Source organism: Tateyamaria sp. GN1-10 (genome assembly GCF_055693845.1).
Genome location: NZ_JBVFUR010000004.1, coordinates 358,645 through 381,788 on the forward strand (window position 1 = coordinate 358,645; position 23,144 = coordinate 381,788).

Sequence of the window (23,144 nt, forward strand, 5' to 3'; positions counted from 1 at the left end):
AATTCGTTTTACCGATAATTAGTCTGCAACTGCAGCGATAACAACGGCAAGCAGAATCAGGGGCAGAATGATGCCACCTGAGGAGCTTTGCGTCTCTTCAACGATTACGGGTGCTTCGATGACAGGCTCGGCAGGTGCGCCGGCGAATGCGGTCGAAGCAGCAGCAGTCAGAGCAGCAGCGAGAACGAGTTTTTTCATATTAACCTCCAGTTACGCGCACCAACAATTATCGTTGGAACGCACCCAAGACTTACCTCGTGAGTCTCTGTAAACAGCAATACCGGGCGATTGAAAACCATGTTTCAGGGACTTAGCCGCCGATCCGCCTTAATGTCGTCAAATTAGCAACACTTGAGTTCCGACGTTCGCCATTTCGTACAGCTCTTCGATGTGTTCGTTGTACAAACCGATACATCCGTTCGAAGATTTGCGACCAATCTTGCGTGTATCGTGGGTGCCGTGGATCCGGTAATAGGTCCAACTCAGGTGCAGTGACCGCGTACCAAGCGGGTTCTCAGGACCGGGACCGATATAGTCGGGCCACTCGGGGTTCCGCTTTTTCATGGACGGTGTTGGGCGCCAATCCGGCTTTGGATCCTTGAGGATCACACGGGTACGACCGCGACGGGTCAAATCATCAGTCAGCGGCACGCTGGAAGGGTAGAGCTTGTAGACTGTCTGCTCTGCGTTCCAGTAATGCACCGCACGACTGTCGATATCGACCAGGATCGCCCCGTTGCGCAGGTTGTCGAAATAAGGCTGCCAGTCCAGCGAACGGAAGCTGGATATATTGCGTCGAGCGGACAATGTCGGGTCACGTGATGCCTGGCCGGCGGGAATGTTCTGTGCCAGCGCAGGCGCGCCAATCAACGCAGCGGAGCCGGCCAAAAAAGCACGCCGACTTGGTGTATTATACGATTTCTTGGACATTGAATGTCTCTCCGTTGGTGTAATCCTGCCAATCGGCGGAAGAATATTGCCTGAAAGCCGCAGTCGCAAATCAAACAGATGTCATCACGCAGCATCACGCCGATGTGGGTTTGTAATGCAACGTTCAAGCCGCTATCGAGTTATAAACAACAAAGATGATGTGCAGGAACAATGCGAATTTTCTCGGTCCTTCTGGTCGCTCTTATTACACTTGCGGCCTGTACAACACCCGAAGCGCCCACGCTTGGCGACGATGGACGTGCGCTGCCCCAACTCTATCGTATCCGCAACGGTGATACGGCCAAGCTCCAGTTCCGTATGCTGGATTCAGTTAATGCATTGCGCAGCGCACAGGGTGCTGCACCGGTTGAGCTTGATCCTCAATTGAACGCTGCAGCCGCGACGCACTCACGGGATATGTCTTTGCAGAATCGCCCGTGGCACTTTGGCTCTGATGGTTCATCACCGATCGATCGCCTGCAGCGCGTGGGCTACACCGGAAGCCTTATCGGCGAAAACATCTCGGAAACATACGAGACCGAGCTTGAGACCCTGGCCGCATGGATGGAACAGCCGGACACGCGCCGGACGATCCTTTCCCCGCAAGCACAAGACATGGGATCTCGCCTGGTTCCAGGAGAGAAACGGCAAGATTTGGTGGACCATGGTGATGGCCAACCCTTCCAACACACCTCTGATTCCTACAGCCAACCCGTCAGCATCCCGCCTTGTGCCTGATCCCACACCCAATCCCGAAGAGACAGCAACAGATTCTACTGAAGAGGACGCGGTGATTATCACCACGCCTGCGAGCTGACTACGGGTTGATCTGGATCGGCGTGCCGTTGCGGACCATGGAGTAAACATCTTCCATCTCGCGGTTTGGAACGGCGATGCAGCCCCATGTCCAGTCACTACGCCGCCGCTTGAGTGGGCTGGACTCGCCATGAATAAAGATATCTCCGCCGGGCGGCTTGCCCAATGCCGCCGCCTCCGCCCGGTCCCGTGCGTTTGGGTATGAAATACCCAGCGACAAATGAAACTGGCTGTTCGGATTGCGACGATCAATAAGGTAAGTACCCTCGGGTGTGCGACCGTCGCCTTCAAAGAACTTGTCGCCGATCGGTGCAAATCCAAGGTCGATCACATAATCCTTGAGCACCTTGTCATCATTCAAAAGATACATGCGCCGCGCTTCCTTGTTCACCACGATGTAAGTGATGTCAGGCCCGTTATAGCTTTTGAATTTGCTTCGAGAAGAACAGGCGCCCAACGTCATAGCTGCGGCCCCGCCCATCATCAGATGTCTGCGCTTCATGAAAATCCTGTCCCAATGCGTCGTTTTTGTATTTGAGCCAAAAATACCACGGTTTATGTCGGCACGCCTAGCCAGATTTTGCCCGCACGGATCACCAGACTGTGATCACTTGTCCTTCAACTGCTCTTCAATCGCATCCAAGCGCTTCAGTACTTCGTCTCGGTAACTGTCCGTCGCCGCATTGCTTTCCTCCGCATGCGCATCCTGCATCGAATTGACGATCAGGCCGACCAAGAGGTTCACCACGGCAAAGGTCGTGACCATGATGAAAGGAACAAAGAAAATCCACGCATAAGGATACACTTCCATCACTGGGCGGACGATGCCCATTGACCACGATTCAAGGGTCATGATCTGGAAAAGAGAGTAGGCACTCAGGCCAAGATCACCGAACCAATCGGGAAAGCTGCTTGCAAACAGCTTTGTTGCCATCACTGCGCCAATGTAAAAGATCAACGCCATCAACAAAAACACACTGCCCATACCGGGCAGGGCAGTCACAAATCCTTCGACCACGCGGCGCAGGCTGGGCGCGACCGAAATGACGCGCAGAACCCGCAAGATCCGCAGGGCGCGCAAGACCGACAGCCCCCCCGCGTTTGGCACCAGCGCGATCCCGACAATCACGAAGTCGAACAGATTCCAGCCATTGCGAAAAAACCGACCGCGATAAGCGATCAGTTTCACGATGATTTCAGCCGTGAAGATGCTTAGGCACGCCTTGTCGATGGCGACGATCAATCCACCCGCAACTGACATCGCTGCCTCTGACGTCTCAAGCCCTAGCGTTATGGCGTTCAGGATGATGATCGCGATAATTGTGTTGGTAACACGCGGGCTTTCCAGCCAGCGGGCAAGGGCGATGCGGTCCATATGTGGTCTCCTTCACGCGGCGATATGGGCCAAACGGAAGGCACCGACAAGTTCGACATGGGCCGACCAGCGGAACTGGTCCACCGGCTGCACCCAATCCAGCACATATCCTGCGTTGCACAAAGTTTCGGCATCACGTGCAAAGGTCTGTGGGTTGCACGACACATGGGCAATGACAGGCACCTGCGCCACGGCAAGTTCAGCAATCTGCGCAGCAGCCCCAGCGCGTGGCGGGTCGATCACGACAGCATCGAAGCGGGAAAGCTCATCAGGCAATAGGGGGCGACGAAAGAGGTCGCGGGTTTCAGTTGTGACCCGCTTAAGTCCTTGTGCCTGCCGCCAACCCACATCGAGGGCATGCATCATTTCAGACGATCCTTCGACCGCATGCACCTCGGCGCTTTCCGCGAGGGGCAGCGCAAAGGTACCGCAACCCGCAAAAAGGTCCGCCACCGATTTGGTTGGTCCGACAATCTCTTTGACCAGATCCGTCAGTTTCATTTGCCCGTGTTCTGTGGCCTGGAGGAATGAACCGGGCGGCGGAACAACCTGCGCCTTGCCCATCCTTTGCGCTGGAGGAACGCGCATACCTATCAACTCGTCGTCCCAAGTCAGCCGGGCCAGGCGATACTGTTCGCAGAGTGCTGCCAATGTGATCCGCAGCGGGCCGTCCAGCGGCTTGCCGCCGGTGACGGCCACGTCCAAACCTTCCAGACTGTCTGTCACGGTGACAGCAAGCTCTGCCTTACGGCTGGTCCCGACCAGGGCAAGGTCTTCGGACAGTTTCAATCCAGCCAGGAGTGCTGGTGTCACAAGGATGCAATCGGGCACGGGAATGATGGCATCTGATTTGCGGGCATGGAACCCGGCCATAGCCCCCTTCTTTGTGCGACGTGCCGCGAAAACTGCACGACGTCGCGACCGGTCAGACGAGGTTACTGTCGGTCGAATATCAGCCTCTAATCCAACGCTTTTTAACGCCATGACCACGATATCGCGCTTCCAATCAGCCACGAGCTGATCGCTTGCGTGCTGCATCTGACAGCCACCACAGGATCGGAAATGGAGGCAGGGCGGTGACACGCGATCAGCCGACGGCGTGTCAATCCGAGGCTCTGTCAGATGTGTTCCATCCAATATCCCGCTCACCACTTCACCCGGCAGAGCGAGCGGCACAAAGATCGGTCCAGGCGCGATACCATCGCCCTGCTGACCAAGTCGTTCAATCGTCACAGTTGTCATGTGCCGTGGCCTAACCGGACCTGTCCGTTTGCAAAAGCCCTATTCAGCAGCACGCGTGCTGATAAAGCCGCCGGACTGACGCCGCCAATAGCGCGCATATAGCCCGCCCTTGGCCAGCAAAGTATCATGCGGCCCTTCTTCGACGATGCGACCCTCATCCATGACGATGATCCGGTCCATCTCGGTCAAGGTTGATAGACGATGAGCAATAGCGAGCACGGTCTTACCCTCCATCACGCGGGACAGGGCTGACTGGATAGACGCCTCAACCTCGCTATCAAGTGCACTTGTGGCTTCGTCCAGCACCAAGATCGGAGCATCTTTGAGGATGGCGCGGGCCAAGGCGATGCGCTGGCGTTGACCGCCCGAGAGCTTCACGCCGCGCTCACCCAGATGAGCATCATATCCCGTGCGCCCCTTGTGATCCTGCAAATCAAGGATGAAGTCATGCGCTTCTGCCTTCTTTGCGGCAGCGATCATGTCATCTTCGGATGCGTCAGGGCGACCATAAAGGATGTTTTCACGCGCGGATCGATTAAACATCGCCGTTTCTTGGGTGACCATGCCAATGTTGTGGCGCAGGCTGTCTTGGGTCACGCGGCTGATGTCATTCTCATCAATCAGAACCTGGCCCTTTTCCCCTTCATAGAGACGCAAAAGAAGCGAAACGAGTGTGGATTTACCAGCGCCCGACGCGCCCACAATTCCGACCTTTTCGCCAGCGGCAATGTGCATGTTGATATCGGTGATCCCGCCCGTTTCCCGCCCATAGGAAAAACCGAGATGATCAAAGCGGATCTCTCCCTTCACGCCCACAAGTGGCAAAGCGTCTGCCGCGTCTTGCACGCGGGTGCGAGGGGTCAGGGTACGCATCCCATCTTCTACCTCACCCACATTGGAATAGATCGCCATAAGGGTGAAGCTGACCCATCCGGTCATCTGCGCAATGCGGATCGCAATAGCGCCTGACGCAACAATGTCACCAGGGGTCGCGATCCCTTGTCGCCACATCAGGATCGTGCCGCCCAGCAGGAACACAGGCAACAGACCCGCCAGTGCCATAAGGGCAAAGCGGAACCATGCGGACAGGATGCCAAAATCCACTGAGGTTTTGCGGAACCGACCCATGGCGTCCAAGGCTGCCTGATCTTCGTGATCATCGTGGGCGAACAGCTTGACGGTCTTGATGTTGGTAATCGTATCCACGACCTGCCCCGACACCATGGCACGCGCCGCCGCCCTTGCGGCGGATCGCTTGCGCACACGCGGCAGGTACCACCGGATCAGGGAAAAGTAAGCGACCAGCCAGATAGCAAACCCAACGGCCACACGCCAATCGATTGCCAGAAGCAACAGGATCGAACCGGCCAATGACGCGAGCGCAAATGCCACCACGTTGATGAACTCCGATACGATATCGGTTACGGCGCGCGCGGCCTGCATCTGCTTTTGCGCGATGCGGCCGGCAAAATCGTCATCAAAGAACGTGACGGACTGGCCCAATGTCCAGCGGTGCAGGCGCGAAAGAACCAGAGGATTCACATTTGGCTGCACGATGATTGCGTTTGTAGCCGCGCTCAGCCCGAACAGGATTGGTCGCGCGATCAAGAAAAAGGCCAACGCACCCGCCACAAGACCTATATTAGAGACTGAAAAGAACCCGTCAGTTCCCAAGTCTACTGTCGCGTCGATCACCATACCAAGGATCAACGCTGTGCCAGCCTCAAGCGCGCCAGCCGCAGCCGAACACAAGGCGGCCAACCAAAGGGCTGGCCACGCCCCGGACACGCACCAGCGCAGAAAAGGCCACAGTGTTTGCGGTGGCGGACCTTCCGCCCGTCGAAACGACTCTATCCAGTTTGAAATCTTCACTCTGCCGCCTCGGTCGCGAGAAACCCGCCGGATTGGCGCGCCCAGAGGTCAGCATATAGCCCGCCCCTGGCCAAAAGCGCGTCATGTGATCCGTCTTCAACGATTTTCCCGTCATCAAGAACAAGGATGCGATCCATTTCAGCGATGGTGGACAGGCGATGCGCAATGGCAATCACTGTCTTGCCCTCCATCATCTGATAAAGCGTGTCCTGAATCGCCGCCTCAACCTCGCTATCAAGCGCACTTGTCGCCTCGTCCAGCACAAGGATCGGCGCGTTCTTGAGAATGATACGGGCCAAGGTGATGCGCTGGCGCTGACCGCCCGACAGCTTCACGCCCCGCTCGCCAACTTGCGCGTCATATCCCGTGCGTCCCTCGGGGTCAGCGAGGTCGAGGATAAAATCATGCGCCTGGGCCTGACGGGCGGCGGCCCGCATCTCCTCCTCGGTCGCGTCAGGTCGACCATAAAGGATATTGTCACGCACGGACCTGTGCAGAAGCGAACTGTCCTGCTGCACCATCCCAATGTTCAAGCGCAGACTGTCTTGGGTCACCTGTGCGATGTCCTGACCATCGATGATGATTTGCCCATCTTCGGCATCGTAGAAGCGCAAGAGCAACTTCACCAAAGTCGATTTTCCAGCGCCTGACCGCCCCACGAGCCCGACCTTTTCACCTGGTTGAATGACGGTCGAGACCTCCTGCAACCCGCCGCTGCCGCGCCCGTAGTGATGCGTCAGCCGGCGCAAGGTGATCTCACCGCGGGTCAATTCCAGTGGTTTGGCATCCGGCGCGTCCACAAGGGTGACGGGCTGGGCAATCGTCTCCATCCCCTCGGAAATAATGCCGAGGTTCTGAACCAGAGACGTCATGGCCCACATGATCCAATAGGTCATGTTGTTCAGCCGCAATGCGATCGTCAGGGCGGCGGCCACCATGCCTTCGGTCGTGAAACCACCGATCCACAGCCAGATCGCAAGCGCGCCCATCGACACGATCATCATGGCGTTCAAGACCGTCAGGCACACATCCATCTTAACGACGATGCGCATTTCTTTCATGAACGTTTGACGCGCGTTCTCGATTGCCTCTTTGGCATAGTCGACTTCGCGATCATGGTGCGCAAACATCTTGACCGAATGGATGTTAGAGTAGCTATCGACAACCCGGCCAGTGATTGCACTACGCGCATCCGAGCTGGCCTTGGCCGCAGGACCCGCACGGCGGATGACCCAGCGTAGCAAAAGCAGATAACCCATAATCCAAAAGATCAACGGCAGCGCCAGCCACAGATCAAAGCTCATCAGAAGGATGACCGCACCAATGACCGACACCGCAAAGAATGACCCGGCATCAAGCACCTGGAACATCGCCTCGCCCGTGGCAGGTGGCGTTTGCATGATACGGTTGGCGATACGCCCGGCAAAATCGTCCTCGAACCAGCCAACCGACTGGCGCAGCACGTGCCTGTGCGATCGCCAGCGGATAAGCGTACCAAGGTTGGGCAAGAGAGTGTTATGCAACAGCGCTACATCGACAAATCCCATGACGGTGCGCAGCACCAGAACCCAGAGCGCAACAAATGTGAACTCAAGGCCATACTCCGGAATGATCATCTCGGGCGTACCCTGTGCGAGCAGGTCCACGATGCGGGCCACATACCAGATCAGCAGAATTTCCCCGAATGCCACCACCGTGCTGAAGGCAAAGGTGACGGCAATCACCGCCCGGAACGGCCTTAGGTACTCGCGCAGAAACGGCCACAGCTTGGTCGGCGGCGTGTCGTTTTCAGCGTAGGGAAGATAAGGATCGACGAGCGATTCAAAGAACTTAAACATGACGTATTCCGTGGAATTTTAGTGCAATAGGCATGTGACACGGGCAATGGCCCGGTGCGTCACAAAGGACAGTCAGCGACGATCAGGCGTCGTTCCAGATTCCTAGTACCATCTTGCGCTCCATCAGGTTCCCACATGACATAGCGTCGGGACTTTGAATTGTCACGGGTGCAACAAGTCATGTTTTGTTTTTAACAGGTCCGAGTCGAGCCATATCTGCTTCAGCGCCTGGAGTTCAGCGCCCAACGCTGGGCCGCTAAGGTGCGGTAAATCACTGGCTTTAATCGGAAAAACAGCACCCGCCCCGGTTGCAACATCATCAATTTGCGCAGTCGTGATTGGCACATTTCCATAGGCGGACCGAAGCAGAAACGCGCCCCGGCCGGCGTCCACACCACCCATCTGCCCGAGGACTTTGGGACCGCCCACTGCCGTGGATAGGGTGCGGATCGAATCGAGGTGACGCTGATCGCGGCGCGACAACCGCAGGCGGTCCTGAACATCCTGACCGCCCAGCGCCGCGAGGCGCGCAATGGGATCAATCGGAGCATCAACCATCTGCTCCAAATGAACCAGCGGCCCCACATAAGTGGGGTCAGAACCAGGCAGAATCTTCCCCAAAACACCTGTGTGTTGCATGATGGACAAAGCCGGGGCTGGGTCAGGAGCGCCTAGCAGTTTCAGCATCTCGGCCCCAACCCGTTCGGCCGACAGGCTTTCCAGACCGTCCAGATTTTCGGCGATCCCGGCAAGCGCGTCCGCATCCCAAGCTGCATCTGCTGGGGCATATTGTGCGCTGAACCGGAAGAAGCGAAGGGTGCGCAGGTAGTCCTCGCGAATGCGTTGCCCGGCGTCTTCGATAAACCGGACCCGACCAGCACGCGCATCCTGCAAACCATGCACTGGATCGGCAAGCTGACCATGCCGGTCCGCGTACAACGCGTTCATAGTAAAATCGCGTCTGCGCGCATCTTCGGCCAGGTCAGTCGAGAACGCGATGACAGCACGCCGTCCGTCCGTCTCAACGTCCCGGCGAAATGTTGTCACTTCGAATGGTTGATCCTCAACAACCACCGTTATTGTGCCGTGGTCGATGCCCGTAGGGACGGCGCGAAAGCCGGCTCTTTTGGACAGCTCCATAACCTGATCCGGCAATGCATCCGTTGCAATATCAATGTCCGAGATCGGAACGCCCATCACCGCATTGCGCACGCAGCCGCCCACGAAATAGGCGCGGTGACCGCCATTCTCCATAGCAACACAAAGCGCTTGTGCAGCCGGATTGCTCAGGAAATCCGATTCCGGGTCTAAGTGTGTGGCAGAAGGTCCGTCCATGCCCGCAATATACGCGCGGTTGCGCCCCAGATGTAATAGGGTCCGTAGGGGACGGTGTAATACATCCGCTTTTGACCACGCCAACGACGGGCTTCGACAACGTAGTTGTTGACCGTCAGCACATGGGCGAGCGGAACGCGAAATACTTCTGACACCTCACCAGCTTCCGGTGTCGCCTCGAACTCGTTTTTCACAAGAGCAATCACTGGGGTCACATTGAACGACGTTACAGTCTCGTGAGGGGCAAAGGTGCCGAGCACATCGACATTGCGATCCAGCAACCCGATCTCTTCGCGCGCTTCGCGGAGTGCAGTTTCAATCAGGTCCCGGTCGCTCTCGTCACGCTTGCCACCGGGAAACGCGATCTGCCCCGGATGATGCTTGAGTGCCGAAGACCGTTTGGTGAGGATCAATTCATACCCGTTCCGTCCCTCGATGATCGGGGCCAACACGGCAGCCGGGCGTAGTTTTCGACCAGCCGGCAGATCGACTCCGCTGTTCAGATCAAAATCCGACGATGCGGCGCCTGATTGCTCAAGCGCCGCACGTGTTTGGTCAAGAAGATCAGGCACCGTCCTGGGTTTCCGCTTCGAATCCCACTGTGGCCGGGTCGAGATCGTAGTGCGCGCCGCAGAATTGGCAGTCTGCAGTGACGCGACCGTCTTCGGTGGTCATCTTCTCTATATCCCGTGCCGAGTAGATGGACAGGCTTTGGCGCACGCGATCCTCGGAACAGGTGCATCCAAACCGGACAGGCTGCGCATCAAAGACACGTGGGGTTTCCTCGTGGAATAGGCGCAAAAGCAGATCGTTTGGCGCCAGTTGCGGGCCAATCAACTCCATCTCTTCGACCGTATCCAACAAGATGTTTACACGGTTCCAATTCTCGGACTCGTCGCCCTCCAGCAGATCATCAGACCGCAGTACATCACCATTTCCTTCGGACGTTGCGGCAAAGGGCGACGCCTTGGGCATGTGCTGCAGCATGACGCCGCCCGCGCGCCAGCGCTCAGGCGCACCCGGTTCCGTTGACTTGCCAAAGCTCAACTGGAAGCGGGTTGGCAACTGTTCCGATTGGGCAAAGTACGTTTCGGCACAAGCCGCAAGTGATCCGCCGTCCAACGGTGTAATTCCCTGATAGGGCGTCATCCCGGTGCCTTGGTCGATCATGATGGCAAAGTAGCCGTCACCCACCTGGTCAAAGGGGCTGCTATCCGTCAACCGGTCCCGGTCAAAGCTGGCATATGCGCGGATACGGGCAATGTCGCCTTCCTTCTCGGGCCCATAGTAGTCGGTCGCGATCATGCGAACCGGCCCCTTGGACTGGACCTGCAACGACAGCTTCCAGCGCAGCTTGATCGTCTGGCCAATCAATGCCGTCAGCAAAGCCATCTCTGCGACCAGCGCTTCGACCTGTGCGGGGTAATCATGTTGTTTCAGGATGCCATCCAACACTCCGTCCAGACGCGCAACGCGTCCGCGAATGTCGGAAGCATCAAGTTGGAATGGCAGGACGGTATCGTCCCACGCGAGTTGCGAACCGAGTGTCATTGGGGTTTCCTTTGGCGCCAGTCATTGGCATATCGCGACTATATAAGGCAGCGAGCAAAAACTGAAAGGGGGGCGCATGATCCGACGATTTGGCCAGCAGCCCGACCCGAAACGCAGGTACACCACCAGACCCGGCGCCTATGCCATCCTGCCACGCGGTGCATCGCTTTTGTTGACTTTGCAGAGTACGCCCGAGCGGGAGTTTCAATTGCCGGGCGGTGGCATCGATCCGGGCGAAAGCGCCATACAGGCCCTTCATCGAGAGGTGTATGAAGAAACCGGGTGGCGCATTGCGTCACCTCTCAGGTTGGGAGCCTTTCGGCGGTTCACCTTCATGCCCGAATACGACCTGTGGGCCGAAAAGATCTGCCACGTTTTCGTTGCGCGACCCGTCATGCGCCTAGGCAATCCTATTGAGCCGGATCATACTGTCGCGTGGATGGCTCCAGAAATTGCGATGGAGGCCGTCTATAATGACGGGGACCGGATGTTCCTGAGACGCTACTTCGGCTGATCCGGGCCACGATACTCGAACAATATGCCAGATACATCGTCCGGGAATGTGGCTTCGCCGGCAAACTCAGTGAGACGCCAAAGCAATGCTTCGAAAAATGCGGGTCCTGTGACGTCTGACAAATCCCGCATCATATCCTCCAATCCTGACTCTTGCAGCATGTCACCATCGTCCCTGGGGCATTCGGTAACGCCGTCGGACAAAAGCAGGATGCGATCACCGGGATGCAATTGGGCTTCGAATTGCGTGAATGAAATTCCCGACATCAGCCCAACCGGAAAACCACCAGGTCCATCCTGTTCAATGGACCCGTCCCGTCGTTGTACCGCAGGATGCGGATGACCTGCTTGCGCCATACGAACATGACCAGTGTTCAAGTCCACATCAGCCAAAAGAAGGGTAAAATAGTGCTCGGTCTCCATCTCATCGAGGACAAGATCGTTGAGTGTTTCAATCACATCCTCCGGGGGCAAAAACGCATATGTTCCGTCATCACACCGCCGCAAGGCAACATTCTGATCGGGCGCAGCTGCAGACAGGTATCCCGCAAGCCGGGCCGTCATCAGGGCGGAACTGATCCCATGGCCAGACACATCAATCGAGAACAGGCCCAGATGCCCCACCTGCGCCGGAAAGAAGCCCACCAGATCACCACCCACGTGACCACTGGACCGCAACATCAGGCTCAAGTCGCCTGTTTCAAACGATTTGTACCGCTCACGCACAAGCGACTGCTGAAGTTTCTTGGCTTCTTGCAAATCGCTGTCGAGCGAGATCGTACACACGTTGCAATTCATCCAATGTGTCGGTGATCAGCCGGTTCTTTTCCGTCAGCTCGCGCTGCATATGCAGAATACGCTCACCCGCCGCGATCCGCGCCCGCAATTCGTTCGCGTCAACCGGCTTGGTGACGAAATCATCCGCACCCGCTTCAAGGCCCATCGCGATCTCGGCCTTCTCACTCTTCGACGTCAAAAGGATGAAGTAGCCGTACCTGTCCTGGCTCACCTTTCGGAACGCATCACAGAATTCCAGCCCGTTCATGCCCGGCATCATCCAATCGCTCAGCACCAGATCAGGCAGCGTATGCTTGCATATCTCAATCGCTTCTTCAGCGGATCCCGCCTCGTGAACCTCGAATCCCCAACGTTTGACCGAACTGGACAGAATCTTGCGTTGCAAACGACTGTCATCAACGATCAAAATCCGCTGCGGTGCATCGGTATCATCGGGTGCAGGAGGCACCTCCTGCTGGATCAACTCAACGGTCATTTGCTGTGTATTCCAACTGCTTGAACGCTTGATAGTCAGAGCCGCTTAACACCCCGTGAAGCACCGTTGCTGATTGCCTAAACCTTTAACGGTCACCATTCCTTAAGGGTCCTCATGCTCAAAAGCGGACGCAATTGTTGGAGACAGCCATGATTGACTGGGAACGAGTAAGCACTTTACGTGCCGAAATCGGCGAAGAAGATTTCGAAGAGGTTGTACCGCTTTTTATTGAAGAGGTGACTGGCATCATCGATGGTTTGCGTGATGGGCCGGATCTATCCCGACTCGAAGATGATCTGCATGCGCTCAAAGGCAGCGCTTTGAATCTCGGTTTCACTGATTTTTCCACGCTCTGTCACAAGGGTGAAGCGATGTCGGCAAAGGGGAAAGCGGCCGAAGTGGACGTGCCCGCCATTCTGGACAGTTTCGATGCGTCTAAAGCTGCTTTCACTGATGGGCTTTCATAAGGTCAACCCGCCTAAATCACGAACTGAGCCAGAGTCTCATCGTTGGTAATGTCGGTATAGATGAAGCCCCCCGCATCAAGTTCGGCCAGAAAGCGGTCGAAATTCTCAGGCCGTTTCGTTTCAATCCCGATGAGAACGGAACCGAAGTTGCGTGCGGATTTCTTGAGATACTCAAATCGCGCGATGTCGTCCTCCGGGCCCAGTATGTTCAGAAAGTCTTTCAGCGCGCCCGGACGCTGCGGCATACGCAGAATAAAGTACTTCTTAACCCCGGAATAGCGCTGCGCCCGTTCCTTTACTTCAGGCAAGCGTTCAAAATCAAAGTTGCCACCAGAGGTCACGCATACAACGGTTTTCCCCGCGATCTTGTGTGCGACATCGCCCAGCGCTTCGATAGCCAAAGCGCCCGCGGGCTCCAGAACGATCCCCTCGACATTTAGCATATCGATAATTGTCGTGCAGATTCGATCTTCGGGAATATCAATCACGTCGGCAGGGTCTGCAGATTTCAGACGTTCGAAAGTACGTGCCCCAATGGTCGCAACGGCCGCCCCGTCCACAAAGTTGCTGATCGGAGAGACATCGATCGGACGGCCAGCGGCAAGTGCCTTGGCCAATGACGGCGCTCCGGACGGTTCAACAAAGGTGTAGGCGACGCGGTCCCCAAAAAAATTGCGCGTTCCGGCGGACAACCCTCCGCCGCCAACAGGCAAGATGATATGATCCGGGGGGCGCCCCAACTGATCTTCAATCTCGACCGCAACGGATGCTTGCCCTTCAATCACGTCCTGATCATCGAAGGGCGACAGAAAATGGGCCCCCGCTTGGGCGCAGAAGGCTTGAGCCGATGCAAGCGTGTCGTCGAAATAGTCACCGATCAGACGCACTTCGACATGATCACCGCCAAACATCTGGGTTTTCATGATTTTCTGCTGTGGCGTCGTAACGGGCATGAATATGACTCCACGCACTCCGAAATGCTTGCACATAAACGCGACACCCTGGGCGTGGTTGCCAGCGCTTGCGCAAACAAAGACAGCGTCGTCCTGCATCACCTTTCGCATCGCATTGAATGCGCCACGCAGTTTGTAAGATCGGACCGGGCTCAGATCCTCGCGCTTTAGCCAAATATCTGCCCCAAAGCGCCCGGACAGCACGTCGTTCCGCAACAGGGGCGTCGCCGGAAAAACCTTACGCATCGCGGCAGCACCGGCGCGGGCATCATCCTGAAAGCTCATGTTTTGATCCACTTGCGGCAATCTCACTGACGTAGCGGCGTGGACAGCACGGGTCAATCTTGCCCCTGTGCCGCAAAACAGCTATCGGCACGCAACTCTTGCAAGGGAAGACAGACGATGAGCGCACCCAAAAAAGTTGTGCTGGCCTATTCCGGCGGCCTTGATACTTCGATCATCCTGAAATGGTTGCAGACCGAATACGGCTGTGAGGTTGTGACCTTCACCGCCGATCTGGGTCAGGGCGAGGAATTGGAGCCCGCTCGCGCCAAGGCCGAGATGATGGGTGCGTCTGCAATCTACATCGAAGATGTGCGAGAAGAATTCGTGCGCGATTTCGTTTTTCCAATGTTCCGCGCAAACGCGCTGTACGAAGGGCTTTACCTGTTGGGCACATCCATCGCGCGGCCCTTGATTTCCAAACGTCTTGTTGAAATTGCCGCTGCCGAAGGTGCCGATGCCGTTGCGCACGGTGCGACCGGTAAGGGCAATGACCAAGTTCGGTTCGAATTGGCTGCCTACGCTCTGAATCCTGATATCAAGGTCATTGCTCCGTGGCGTGAATGGGATCTGTCGAGCCGGACCAAACTGATCGACTTCGCCGAAAAAAACCAGATCCCCATCGCCAAGGACAAACGTGGCGAAGCCCCGTTTAGCGTGGACGCCAACCTGCTGCACACCTCGTCAGAGGGTAAAGTTCTGGAGGATCCGGCAGAGAATGCGCCCGACTACGTCTATCAGCGCACCGTGAACCCCGAGGATGCGCCTGACACGCCCGAGTACATCGAGGTTGGGTTCGAAAAGGGCGATGCAGTCTCTATCAACGGGGAAATGATGTCTCCGGCGACTGTTCTGACCAAACTGAACGAGCTGGGTGGCAAGCACGGCATCGGTCGTCTGGACCTGGTCGAAGGACGGTTCGTGGGCATGAAGTCGCGCGGGATTTACGAAACACCCGGTGGCACAATCCTGCTGGAAGCGCATCGTGGGATCGAACAGATCACACTCGATCGAGGTGCTGCGCACCTCAAGGACGAGCTGATGCCGCGCTATGCCGAGTTGATCTACAACGGCTTCTGGTTCTCGCCCGAGCGCGAAATGCTGCAAGCCCTGATCGATAAGAGCCAGGAACATGTGACCGGCACTGTCCGCCTGAAACTTTACAAAGGTCTGGCGCGCACGGTTGGCCGGTGGTCAGATCATTCGCTGTACTCTGAGGCGCACGTGACCTTCGAAGATGATGCGGGTGCATACGATCAGAAGGATGCTGCAGGCTTCATTCAACTGAACGCCCTGCGTCTGAAACTGCTGGCCGCACGCGAGCGTCGGCTCAAGTGATCTTGTGTGCGGCGAGCGCCTCGTAATGGGGCATCGCCGCATCCGCCAGATCAGCATAGGCACCTTCCAACACCGGCAAGGTCCCTTCAGCACCATCAAACCCGGTTGAGGCATGCACGGCGTTGTACCAATGCGCGGCCCAAATGCCGTCCCCAGAGTGACCCCCGGCAGGCCAGGACAGCATGTTTTCAGTCCAGGGCACGCCAATCTTGTTACAAAGCTTCGGCAACATGTCGCTTGGATCGGCGCGGATATCGCTTGGATCCACAACTACCCCGCCCCCGACCTGATCAAAAATCCGCGTCTGCTGAACGAACCCCAGATCGTCAAGCACGGGCGCTTCGCGCTTGCGCGCATAGCTGGCTACCACACGCGCCGGATGACGGATCAGAAAAACATGTTGGACGGCTGCCATCCACGCATCGTTCCAATCGGGCAACATGTGATGCGTCATGTGTTTTTGATAGAAAACAGGCTCTAATACTGGCGAAACGAGCGTTTCGGCAACCCGTTCGGGGTCTCGGTCCTGCGACCTCAGAACCGCATCACGCATTGGGTGATAAGCTCCAGTCTGATCCAGATATGCGGCATAAAATGGTTCATCCACCACCCGGCAGTCACCGCGTGCGGCAAAGCTGTACATCATGGCAGTCGACAGGTTGCGTGGACCAGACCACATGGCAATGCGTATCGTCATGCCACGAGGCTAGGTCGGTTTGACTGTTTGGTAAACAACCTCACGCTTGCGCGACCTCTCTGTCCTGTGAGTTGAGAGTGTGTGACGGTAAGGTAATTCTGTCGCCAAAGAGGAGACATGCCATGACATCGCTTCGCACGTTTAAAACTGTATCCCTTAGTCTGATGATTGCACTCGGGCTGCTCGCACAATCCAAAGTGGGTCATGCCCAACAGTTAGAAACGATCACCGTGGCAGGCGGCTGCTTCTGGTGCGTTGAGGCCGATTTTGAGAAGGTGAACGGCGTCACGGAAGCCGTATCAGGTTTTGCGGGCGGTACGGTCGCCAACCCGACTTACAAGCAGGTTGTCAAAGGTGGCACCGGCCACTACGAGGCCGTACAAATCACCTATGACCCGGCCAAAGTATCAGCAGCAACGCTATACGACATGTTCTTCCGATCAGTTGATCCAACAGACGCGGGTGGGCAATTCTGCGACCGCGGTGACAGTTACCGGACCGCAATCTTTGCCACCGCGGATCAGACGGCCGAAGCCGAGGCGGCCAAGGCCGAAGCGCAGGCCGAGTTGGGCCAAACAATCGTAACGCCAGTTTTGGGTTCGGCCGAATTCTACCCTGCAGATGGCTACCATCAGGACTACTACAAGCAGTCGGGGCTGATCCTCACGCGCTTTGGGCCAAAGTCCAAGGCGAACGCCTACAAAGCCTATCGCGAAGCGTGCGGCCGTGATGCGCGGGTCAAACAGCTGTGGGGTGATGCCGCCCCGTTCGCTGGAAGTTAACCCAGTTTTGCATCCTCGATCTCTTTTAGATCGGGAATGACATCGGCGGTACCAAGGCGGGTGACCATGAGCGCGCCCGCCTGTGTCGCAAGACCAAGCGCCTGACGCATAGGCATACCGCGGTCCAATCCAGCCACCAGATAGCCCGTGAACGTATCCCCGGCCCCGGTTGTATCGACCGGTGTCACTGAAACGGCGGGAACATGCGTTTCCTGGCCCGCTGCATTCAACCACCGACATCCTTTGGCGCCCAACGTGACCACAATGTCGTCCACGCCCAGCGCAGCGAGCGGTTTATCCAAGTTTTCCTCAAGCTGTTCGGCTTCAACCTCGTTCAACACAAGCAGATCAACAAAGGCGAGGACCTGTTGCACGGCCATCGCATCAAACGGCGCAGCGGCATATACGACTTTCAATCCCAACCGCTTTGCCATCTCTGCGGCAACGCGTTGTCCATTGGTTTCGTTCTGGGTCAGGAATGTGTCGCCGGGCGACGCCTCAGCCAACGCACCACCGATCATTTCGTCGGTAATTGCCTTGTTAGAGCCTGAAAATAGTACGATCTGATTTTCACCATCGTCAGCAACCGCGATGTTCGCGTGTCCGGTCGCGGTATCTTTCAACACCTCGATCCAGCGTGTGTCGACGCCGTATTCCATCAACCGTTCAACGGTCCACTTCCCGTCCACTCCAACAGCGCCGATATGAGCCACCCGCGCTGCAGCGCGAGCAATGGCAACAGACATGTTGGCACCTTTACCACCCAGACCTTGGCTGAAATCATTTGCGCCCAAGGTTTCTCCGGGCGCTGGCAGATGCGGCACCCGGTAGACATTATCGACGTTGATTGAGCCAAGGTTCCAGACTGCCATCAGCCCACCTTGCACGCGGCGAGAACGGCCATATTGAGAATATCATTCGCCGTTGAAACTGACGAACAGATCTGGATCGATCCTCCCACTCCAGCAAGGATCGGGCCAATAACAGTCGCCCCACCCATCTCTTGCATCAGCTTGACCGAAATGCTGGCAGAGTGGCGCGCTGGAACAACAAGAATGTTGGCCGGTCCGGTCAGACGCGAGAATGGGTAGGCTGCTTGCGCCTGTGCATTTAGGGCGACATCAACGGTCATCTCGCCTTCGTACTCAAAATCCACACCGCGCTGATCCAGCACGACTGGCGCCTTGTGCATCTTTTCGGCCCGCTCCGACACCGGGTACCCGAATGTCGAGAAACTCACGAAAGCGACTCGCGGCTCCAAACCCATATTCCTGGCGACTACGGCAGCCTGCTCTGCGATATCCGCAAGGTCCTCTTCATCCGGCCACTCGTGCACCAACGTATCCGTGATGAATACGATGCGACCTTTGTGAATGAGCGCGGTAACACCTGCAGCTTTGCTTTTCTCGTTCACATCAAAAACGTGACCGATACGGTCCAGAATATGCGCAGACTTGCGCGTTGCGCCCGTCACAATACCGTCGCCATGCCCATGCGCCAGCATGAGCGCTGCAAACACGTGGCGGTCCCTTGCTGCAAGGCGATGGATGTCCTGCCGGTCAAACCCACCGCGTTTCAGCCGGTCATAGAGATGCGACTTGTAGGCATCCAGATGCGTGGTGTTTGCGGCATTCACCACATCCAACTCGCGCACGGCATCACCCAAACCAGCGGTTTCCAGCTTGGCTTTGACGTCGTCCTGACGACCGACAACCAAGGCTTTGCCAAATCCATTGCGTTGGTACATCACTGCGGCGCGCAAGACGCGGGGATCGTCGCCTTCGGCAAAGATCATGCGGGCCTGGGCAGCGCGTGCCCGAGCGTTGATGCCCGTCAGAATACTGGCCGTCGGATCCATGCGCGACTTAAGGCTGAGTTCATAGGCTTCCATGTCGATGATCGGGCGACGGGCCGCACCTGTATCCATCCCAGCCTTTGCGACGGCGGGTGGAATGCGATGGATCAAGCGCGGGTCAAAAGGGGTCGGGATGATATAGTCACGCCCGAAGGACAGGGACTTGCCATAAGCCAGCGCAACTTCGTCCGGCACGTCCTCGCGCGCCAAAGCAGCAAGGGCATGTGCGCAGGCAATCTTCATCTCGTCATTGATGGCGCGGGCGTTGATGTCCAAGGCACCGCGGAACAAGTACGGGAACCCAAGCACGTTGTTGACCTGGTTCGGGTAGTCACTGCGCCCGGTGGCAACGATGGCATCCATCCGCACCTCATGCGCCTCTTCAGGTGTAATCTCGGGATCAGGGTTTGCCATAGCAAAGATGACCGGATTGTCGCCCATGCTTTCGACCATCGCAGGTGTGACCGCCCCTTTGACGGACACGCCCAGGAATACGTCGGCGCCCTTCATCGCTTCTTCAAGCGTTCGCAGTTCGGTCTTCACTGCGTGGGCTGACTTCCATTGGTTCATCCCCTCGGTCCGACCTTGGTAGATGACGCCCTTGGTGTCGCAAACGATGCAGTTCTCATGCCGTGCGCCCATGGATTTCAGCAGCTCAATACACGCGATCCCTGCGGCCCCTGCCCCGTTCAGAACAATCTTCACATCCTCGATCTTTTTGCCCGAAATGTGCAGCGCGTTGATCAACCCTGCCGCACAAATCACGGCGGTGCCGTGCTGGTCATCGTGGAAGACCGGGATATCCATCTCTTCCTTCAGGCGCTGTTCGATGATGAAACATTCGGGCGCCTTGATGTCCTCGAGGTTTATACCGCCAAAGGTGGGTCCCATCAGCCTGACGGCCTGACAGAACGCATCCGGGTCTTCGGTATCGAGTTCAATATCGATGGAATTCACGTCGGCAAAGCGTTTGAACAGGACGGCCTTGCCTTCCATTACCGGCTTTGATCCCAGCGCGCCCAAGTTGCCAAGTCCCAGAACGGCAGTGCCATTCGAAATGACCGCCACAAGGTTACCCTTGTTCGTATAATCATAAGCCGTTTCGGGATTTTCAGCGATAGCCTCACACGGGACAGCAACGCCCGGGCTATACGCAAGGCTCAGATCCCGTTGGGTCGTCATTGGCACTGTGGCCTGGATCTCGAATTTGCCGGGTGTGGGTTCCATGTGGAACGCCAATGCATCCTCCGGCGTGACCTTTGTCTTGCTCATGTGCGGCTGTCCTCCCGTGACACCATGGCCTCTTAACCTGCCGGATGCCGCGCCTCAATCGACTTTGGCTTTTACTCGGGTCACACCGTTTGTAATGTCGCGCGACGAACAGGGGGATGTCATGTCAGTCACGCCGATGATGGCGCAATATCTTGAGATCAAGGCAGCGCATCCCGGTGCGCTCTTGTTTTATCGGATGGGCGATTTTTACGAGATGTTCTTTGACGACGCGGTTGCGGCAGCCGGGGCGTTGGACATCGCACTGACCAAGCGTGGCAAGCATGACGGCGCGGACATCCCGATGTGCGGCGTACCGGTGCATTCTGCCGAGGGGTATCTGCTGACCCTGATCCGAAAAGGGTTCCGGGTTGCCGTATGCGAGCAGATGGAAAGTCCGGCAGAAGCAAAAAAACGCGGATCGAAGTCCGTCGTAAAGCGCGATGTGGTGCGGTTGGTGACACCCGGTACGCTGACCGAAGATACGTTGCTTGAGGCGCGGCGACATAATTTCCTCGCTGCATTTGCTGATGTGCGGGGCCAAGGGGCGCTGGCTTGGGTTGATATTTCGACGGGCGCATTTTCTGTGATGTCGCTCGATTTGGCTTTGTTAGGGCCTGAATTGGCACGTCTTGCGCCATCCGAACTGATCGTCACCGACGCGAAGGAAGCCGATTTGCGCCCTTTGGTCGAGGAGTTCGGCATTTCAGTCACAACACTCGGCGGCGCGGCCTTTGACAGCTCGGCCGGAGCAGAGCGCCTGGGTGCACTGTTCAATGTGCAGACATTGGATGCGTTCGGAAACTTCGCACGGGCCGAAATCGGAGCGATGGGTGCGTTGGTCGAATATCTTGAGATCACGCAGAAGGGTAAACTGCCCCTGCTGCGCCCGCCGCGGCAGGAGGTTCAGGCGCGAACCGTACAGATCGATGCCGCGACCCGTCGCAATCTTGAACTAACATCCGCCTTGTCCGGCGGGCGCAGCGGGTCGTTGCTGTCTGTGATCGACCAAACCGTCACGGCGGCCGGTGCGCGCTTGCTGGAGCGGCGTCTGGCCTCTCCTTCCCGCGTGTTAGAGACAATTTCTGATCGCTTGGGTGCGGTAGATTTTAGTGTTGAGCATACCAGTTTCACTCAAGCAACCCGGGACGCGCTGAAGCGCGTGCCGGATATGGATCGCGCGCTATCTCGACTGTCCTTGGACAGAGGAGGTCCGCGTGACCTTGCTGCCCTCCGCAACGGCTTGGCGCAGGCGCAAACCTTGTTTGGTACGCGTCCAGAGGAGATGCCGCCACTTCTGTCAGGCGCGTTCAAGGATTTGGCCGGTCATTCAGATCTGATTGATCGACTGGAAAATGATTTGGTGGCGGACCCTCCGCTTCTTGCGCGAGATGGGGGGTTCATCGCGTCAGGCTGTGACGAAGAACTGGATGAAGCGCGACAACTTCGTGACGAAGGCCGATCAGTTATCGCCAAGATGCAACAGGACTATGCCGCGCAATCCGGCGTCCAATCGCTCAAGATCAAACACAATAACGTACTGGGTTATTTTATCGAGGTCACGGCAACGCATGCGGACAAGATGATGTCGGCGCCGCTCAACGAAACCTTCATTCACCGTCAAACGACGGCCAATCAGGTGCGTTTCACCACTGTAGAGCTGTCCGATCTGGAAACCCGCATTCTGAACGCTGGCGGTCGGGCGCTTGAGATCGAAAAGCGTCTCTATGAAGGCCTAAGGTTACTAATTTTGGATCAAGCGGCCAAAATCAGTCAGACGGCAAGGGCACTTGCCGAGATTGACCTGGCAACTGCACTTGCTGATTTGGCGACGTCAAAGAACTGGTGCAAGCCGGAGCTCGACAGCTCACGTGCATTCGCGGTAGAGGGTGGACGTCATCCAGTTGTGGAACACGCCCTTTCGCAACAGGGTGGATCGCCATTCATCGCCAATGACTGCGAACTCAATTCAGACGACGGCGCAGCGGTTTGGCTTTTGACCGGGCCAAACATGTCGGGTAAATCGACATTCCTGCGACAGAATGCACTGATCGCAATTCTGGCACAGATGGGCAGTTTTGTTCCGGCCCGCTCTGCACATATCGGTCTGGTCAGCCAAATCTTCAGCCGCGTGGGCGCGTCCGACGACCTGGCCCGGGGTCGTTCAACCTTCATGGTCGAGATGGTGGAAACGGCGGCAATTCTGAATCAAGCGGATGATCGTGCACTTGTTATTCTTGACGAGATCGGACGCGGAACGGCCACCTACGATGGGCTGTCAATTGCATGGGCGACGCTGGAACATCTGCATGATGTGAACAAGTCGCGGGCGCTGTTTGCCACACATTATCACGAGATGACGGCGCTGGCTGGCAAGCTGAACGGAGTCGAGAATGCGACCGTGTCAGTCAAGGAGTGGGATGGGGAGGTCATCTTCCTGCACGAAGTTAAGCGTGGAGCAGCCGACCGATCCTACGGTGTTCAGGTCGCACAACTGGCTGGACTGCCTCCAGTAGTTATTGCCCGCGCCCGCGTTGTTCTGGATGCGCTGGAAAGTGGTGAACGCGAAGGTGGTGCGACACAAAAAACCTTGATCGACGATTTGCCCCTGTTCTCAGCAACGCCGGCGCCACAGCCTGTGAAAACGGTGAATTCGCCCGCGCTAGAGATGCTCGAAGACATTCATCCGGATGAGCTGACTCCGCGGGAAGCGCTCGACATCATCTACAAACTGAAAGACGCGGCCAAATCCTGAC

General features: G+C 56.9%; 19 protein-coding genes and 2 pseudogenes. 6 read left to right on the forward strand and 15 right to left on the reverse strand.

Features of this window, described 5'->3' with window-relative positions:
- Positions 1-18: 18 nt before the first annotated feature.
- Complete coding sequence (locus ACZ1HN_RS03615; RefSeq protein WP_472726519.1) at positions 19-198, reverse strand: hypothetical protein; 180 nt, start codon at positions 196-198, stop codon at positions 19-21.
- A gap of 138 nt (positions 199-336) precedes the next feature.
- Entirely contained in the window at positions 337-930 is a 594-nt protein-coding gene (locus ACZ1HN_RS03620) for a L,D-transpeptidase (protein ID WP_299203232.1), read from the reverse strand.
- A 171-nt stretch (positions 931-1,101) separates the two neighbouring features.
- On the opposite strand from ACZ1HN_RS03620, the pseudogene dalA reads away from it, so the two are divergent.
- Positions 1,102-1,609: pseudogene (gene dalA, locus ACZ1HN_RS03625) on the forward strand (divisome-associated lipoprotein DalA); the annotation flags it as partial.
- 138 nt (positions 1,610-1,747) lie between these two features.
- Here dalA and ACZ1HN_RS03630 read toward each other — a convergent pair.
- The 8 genes from ACZ1HN_RS03630 to hslO all read right to left on the reverse strand — a co-directional run bounded on the left by ACZ1HN_RS03630 (position 1,748) and on the right by hslO (position 10,959).
- The gene (locus ACZ1HN_RS03630) at positions 1,748-2,248 is read right to left on the reverse strand and encodes a L,D-transpeptidase family protein (protein WP_299203240.1); all 501 of its coding nucleotides are present in this window, start codon (positions 2,246-2,248) and stop codon (positions 1,748-1,750) included.
- A 105-nt stretch (positions 2,249-2,353) separates the two neighbouring features.
- On the reverse strand, positions 2,354-3,121 hold the full coding sequence (locus tag ACZ1HN_RS03635) for an ion transporter (RefSeq protein WP_299203243.1): 768 nt from the start codon (positions 3,119-3,121) through the stop codon (positions 2,354-2,356).
- A 12-nt stretch (positions 3,122-3,133) separates the two neighbouring features.
- Positions 3,134-4,363 carry a class I SAM-dependent RNA methyltransferase gene (locus ACZ1HN_RS03640; protein ID WP_472726520.1) on the reverse strand — a complete coding sequence of 410 codons (1,230 nt, stop codon included), beginning with the start codon at positions 4,361-4,363 and terminating at the stop codon, positions 3,134-3,136.
- 39 nt (positions 4,364-4,402) lie between these two features.
- Positions 4,403-6,235, reverse strand: a complete 1,833-nt coding sequence (locus ACZ1HN_RS03645) for an ABC transporter ATP-binding protein (protein WP_472726521.1) — start codon at positions 6,233-6,235, stop codon at positions 4,403-4,405.
- Complete coding sequence (locus ACZ1HN_RS03650) at positions 6,232-8,073, reverse strand: ABC transporter ATP-binding protein (RefSeq protein WP_472726522.1); 1,842 nt, start codon at positions 8,071-8,073, stop codon at positions 6,232-6,234. Before ACZ1HN_RS03650 ends, ACZ1HN_RS03645 begins: the two co-directional genes overlap by 4 nt.
- Before the next feature lie 162 nt (positions 8,074-8,235).
- A complete protein-coding gene (locus ACZ1HN_RS03655; RefSeq protein WP_472726523.1) occupies positions 8,236-9,327 on the reverse strand; it encodes a CCA tRNA nucleotidyltransferase in 1,092 nt (363 codons plus the stop codon).
- A gap of 53 nt (positions 9,328-9,380) precedes the next feature.
- Positions 9,381-9,980, reverse strand: a complete 600-nt coding sequence (locus ACZ1HN_RS03660; RefSeq protein ID WP_299746520.1) for a CoA pyrophosphatase — start codon at positions 9,978-9,980, stop codon at positions 9,381-9,383.
- Positions 9,973-10,959: an Hsp33 family molecular chaperone HslO gene (hslO, locus tag ACZ1HN_RS03665; RefSeq protein WP_472726524.1), complete on the reverse strand. Its 987-nt coding sequence runs from the start codon at positions 10,957-10,959 to the stop codon at positions 9,973-9,975. The genes ACZ1HN_RS03660 and hslO overlap by 8 nt, the downstream gene beginning before the upstream one ends.
- A 76-nt stretch (positions 10,960-11,035) precedes the next feature.
- Between hslO and ACZ1HN_RS03670 the strand changes: the two genes are divergently transcribed.
- A complete protein-coding gene (locus ACZ1HN_RS03670; protein WP_299203265.1) occupies positions 11,036-11,473 on the forward strand; it encodes an NUDIX hydrolase in 438 nt (145 codons plus the stop codon).
- On the opposite strand, the pseudogene ACZ1HN_RS03675 reads toward ACZ1HN_RS03670, so the two are convergent.
- A pseudogene (locus ACZ1HN_RS03675) lies at positions 11,461-12,745 on the reverse strand (PP2C family protein-serine/threonine phosphatase). The gene ACZ1HN_RS03670 and the pseudogene ACZ1HN_RS03675 overlap by 13 nt on opposite strands.
- 149 nt (positions 12,746-12,894) lie before the next feature.
- Here ACZ1HN_RS03675 and ACZ1HN_RS03680 point away from each other — a divergent pair.
- Positions 12,895-13,212: an Hpt domain-containing protein gene (locus tag ACZ1HN_RS03680; RefSeq protein ID WP_299203271.1), complete on the forward strand. Its 318-nt coding sequence runs from the start codon at positions 12,895-12,897 to the stop codon at positions 13,210-13,212.
- Positions 13,213-13,223: 11 nt separating this feature from the next.
- On the opposite strand, the gene ilvA is transcribed toward ACZ1HN_RS03680, so the two are convergent.
- A complete protein-coding gene (gene ilvA / locus ACZ1HN_RS03685; RefSeq protein ID WP_472726525.1) occupies positions 13,224-14,450 on the reverse strand; it encodes a threonine ammonia-lyase IlvA in 1,227 nt (408 codons plus the stop codon).
- 117 nt (positions 14,451-14,567) lie between these two features.
- Here ilvA and ACZ1HN_RS03690 point away from each other — a divergent pair, with 117 nt between their 5' ends.
- Complete coding sequence (locus ACZ1HN_RS03690) at positions 14,568-15,785, forward strand: argininosuccinate synthase (protein ID WP_299203277.1); 1,218 nt, start codon at positions 14,568-14,570, stop codon at positions 15,783-15,785.
- Here the strand turns inward: ACZ1HN_RS03690 and ACZ1HN_RS03695 are convergent.
- Positions 15,778-16,476, reverse strand: coding sequence for a sulfotransferase-like domain-containing protein (locus ACZ1HN_RS03695; protein WP_472729273.1), 699 nt, complete (start codon positions 16,474-16,476; stop codon positions 15,778-15,780). The two genes, ACZ1HN_RS03690 and ACZ1HN_RS03695, sit on opposite strands and share 8 nt — an antisense overlap.
- A 128-nt stretch (positions 16,477-16,604) precedes the next feature.
- Between ACZ1HN_RS03695 and msrA the strand changes: the two genes are divergently transcribed.
- Positions 16,605-17,264 carry a peptide-methionine (S)-S-oxide reductase MsrA gene (gene msrA / locus ACZ1HN_RS03700; protein ID WP_472726526.1) on the forward strand — a complete coding sequence of 220 codons (660 nt, stop codon included), beginning with the start codon at positions 16,605-16,607 and terminating at the stop codon, positions 17,262-17,264.
- On the opposite strand, the gene ACZ1HN_RS03705 is transcribed toward msrA, so the two are convergent.
- Positions 17,261-18,136: a ribokinase gene (locus tag ACZ1HN_RS03705; RefSeq protein WP_472726527.1), complete on the reverse strand. Its 876-nt coding sequence runs from the start codon at positions 18,134-18,136 to the stop codon at positions 17,261-17,263. The two genes, msrA and ACZ1HN_RS03705, sit on opposite strands and share 4 nt — an antisense overlap.
- Entirely contained in the window at positions 18,136-20,391 is a 2,256-nt protein-coding gene (locus ACZ1HN_RS03710) for an NADP-dependent malic enzyme (RefSeq protein ID WP_472726528.1), read from the reverse strand. The genes ACZ1HN_RS03705 and ACZ1HN_RS03710 overlap by 1 nt, the downstream gene beginning before the upstream one ends.
- 121 nt (positions 20,392-20,512) lie before the next feature.
- On the opposite strand from ACZ1HN_RS03710, the gene mutS reads away from it, so the two are divergent.
- Positions 20,513-23,143 (forward strand): DNA mismatch repair protein MutS, encoded by a 2,631-nt coding sequence (mutS, locus tag ACZ1HN_RS03715; protein ID WP_472729274.1) that lies wholly within the window; start codon positions 20,513-20,515, stop codon positions 23,141-23,143.
- Position 23,144 lies beyond the last annotated feature (1 nt).

What these genes read in the sequence shown, in the direction of transcription:
- ilvA (WP_472726525.1), bottom strand. Translation starts at nt 14,450, where the DNA reads ATGAGCTTTCAGGATGATGCCCGCGCCGGTGCTGCCGCGATGCGTAAG.
- ACZ1HN_RS03640 (WP_472726520.1), bottom strand. Translation starts at nt 4,363, where the DNA reads ATGACAACTGTGACGATTGAACGACTTGGTCAGCAGGGCGATGGTATC.
- msrA (WP_472726526.1), top strand. Translation starts at nt 16,605, where the DNA reads ATGACATCGCTTCGCACGTTTAAAACTGTATCCCTTAGTCTGATGATT.
- ACZ1HN_RS03635 (WP_299203243.1), bottom strand. Translation starts at nt 3,121, where the DNA reads ATGGACCGCATCGCCCTTGCCCGCTGGCTGGAAAGCCCGCGTGTTACC.
- ACZ1HN_RS03705 (WP_472726527.1), bottom strand. Translation starts at nt 18,136, where the DNA reads ATGGCAGTCTGGAACCTTGGCTCAATCAACGTCGATAATGTCTACCGG.
- mutS (WP_472729274.1), top strand. Translation starts at nt 20,513, where the DNA reads ATGTCAGTCACGCCGATGATGGCGCAATATCTTGAGATCAAGGCAGCG.
- ACZ1HN_RS03710 (WP_472726528.1), bottom strand. Translation starts at nt 20,391, where the DNA reads ATGAGCAAGACAAAGGTCACGCCGGAGGATGCATTGGCGTTCCACATG.
- ACZ1HN_RS03615 (WP_472726519.1), bottom strand. Translation starts at nt 198, where the DNA reads ATGAAAAAACTCGTTCTCGCTGCTGCTCTGACTGCTGCTGCTTCGACC.
- ACZ1HN_RS03620 (WP_299203232.1), bottom strand. Translation starts at nt 930, where the DNA reads ATGTCCAAGAAATCGTATAATACACCAAGTCGGCGTGCTTTTTTGGCC.
- ACZ1HN_RS03690 (WP_299203277.1), top strand. Translation starts at nt 14,568, where the DNA reads ATGAGCGCACCCAAAAAAGTTGTGCTGGCCTATTCCGGCGGCCTTGAT.
- ACZ1HN_RS03655 (WP_472726523.1), bottom strand. Translation starts at nt 9,327, where the DNA reads ATGGAGAATGGCGGTCACCGCGCCTATTTCGTGGGCGGCTGCGTGCGC.
- ACZ1HN_RS03630 (WP_299203240.1), bottom strand. Translation starts at nt 2,248, where the DNA reads ATGAAGCGCAGACATCTGATGATGGGCGGGGCCGCAGCTATGACGTTG.
- ACZ1HN_RS03650 (WP_472726522.1), bottom strand. Translation starts at nt 8,073, where the DNA reads ATGTTTAAGTTCTTTGAATCGCTCGTCGATCCTTATCTTCCCTACGCT.
- hslO (WP_472726524.1), bottom strand. Translation starts at nt 10,959, where the DNA reads ATGACACTCGGTTCGCAACTCGCGTGGGACGATACCGTCCTGCCATTC.
- ACZ1HN_RS03670 (WP_299203265.1), top strand. Translation starts at nt 11,036, where the DNA reads ATGATCCGACGATTTGGCCAGCAGCCCGACCCGAAACGCAGGTACACC.
- ACZ1HN_RS03680 (WP_299203271.1), top strand. Translation starts at nt 12,895, where the DNA reads ATGATTGACTGGGAACGAGTAAGCACTTTACGTGCCGAAATCGGCGAA.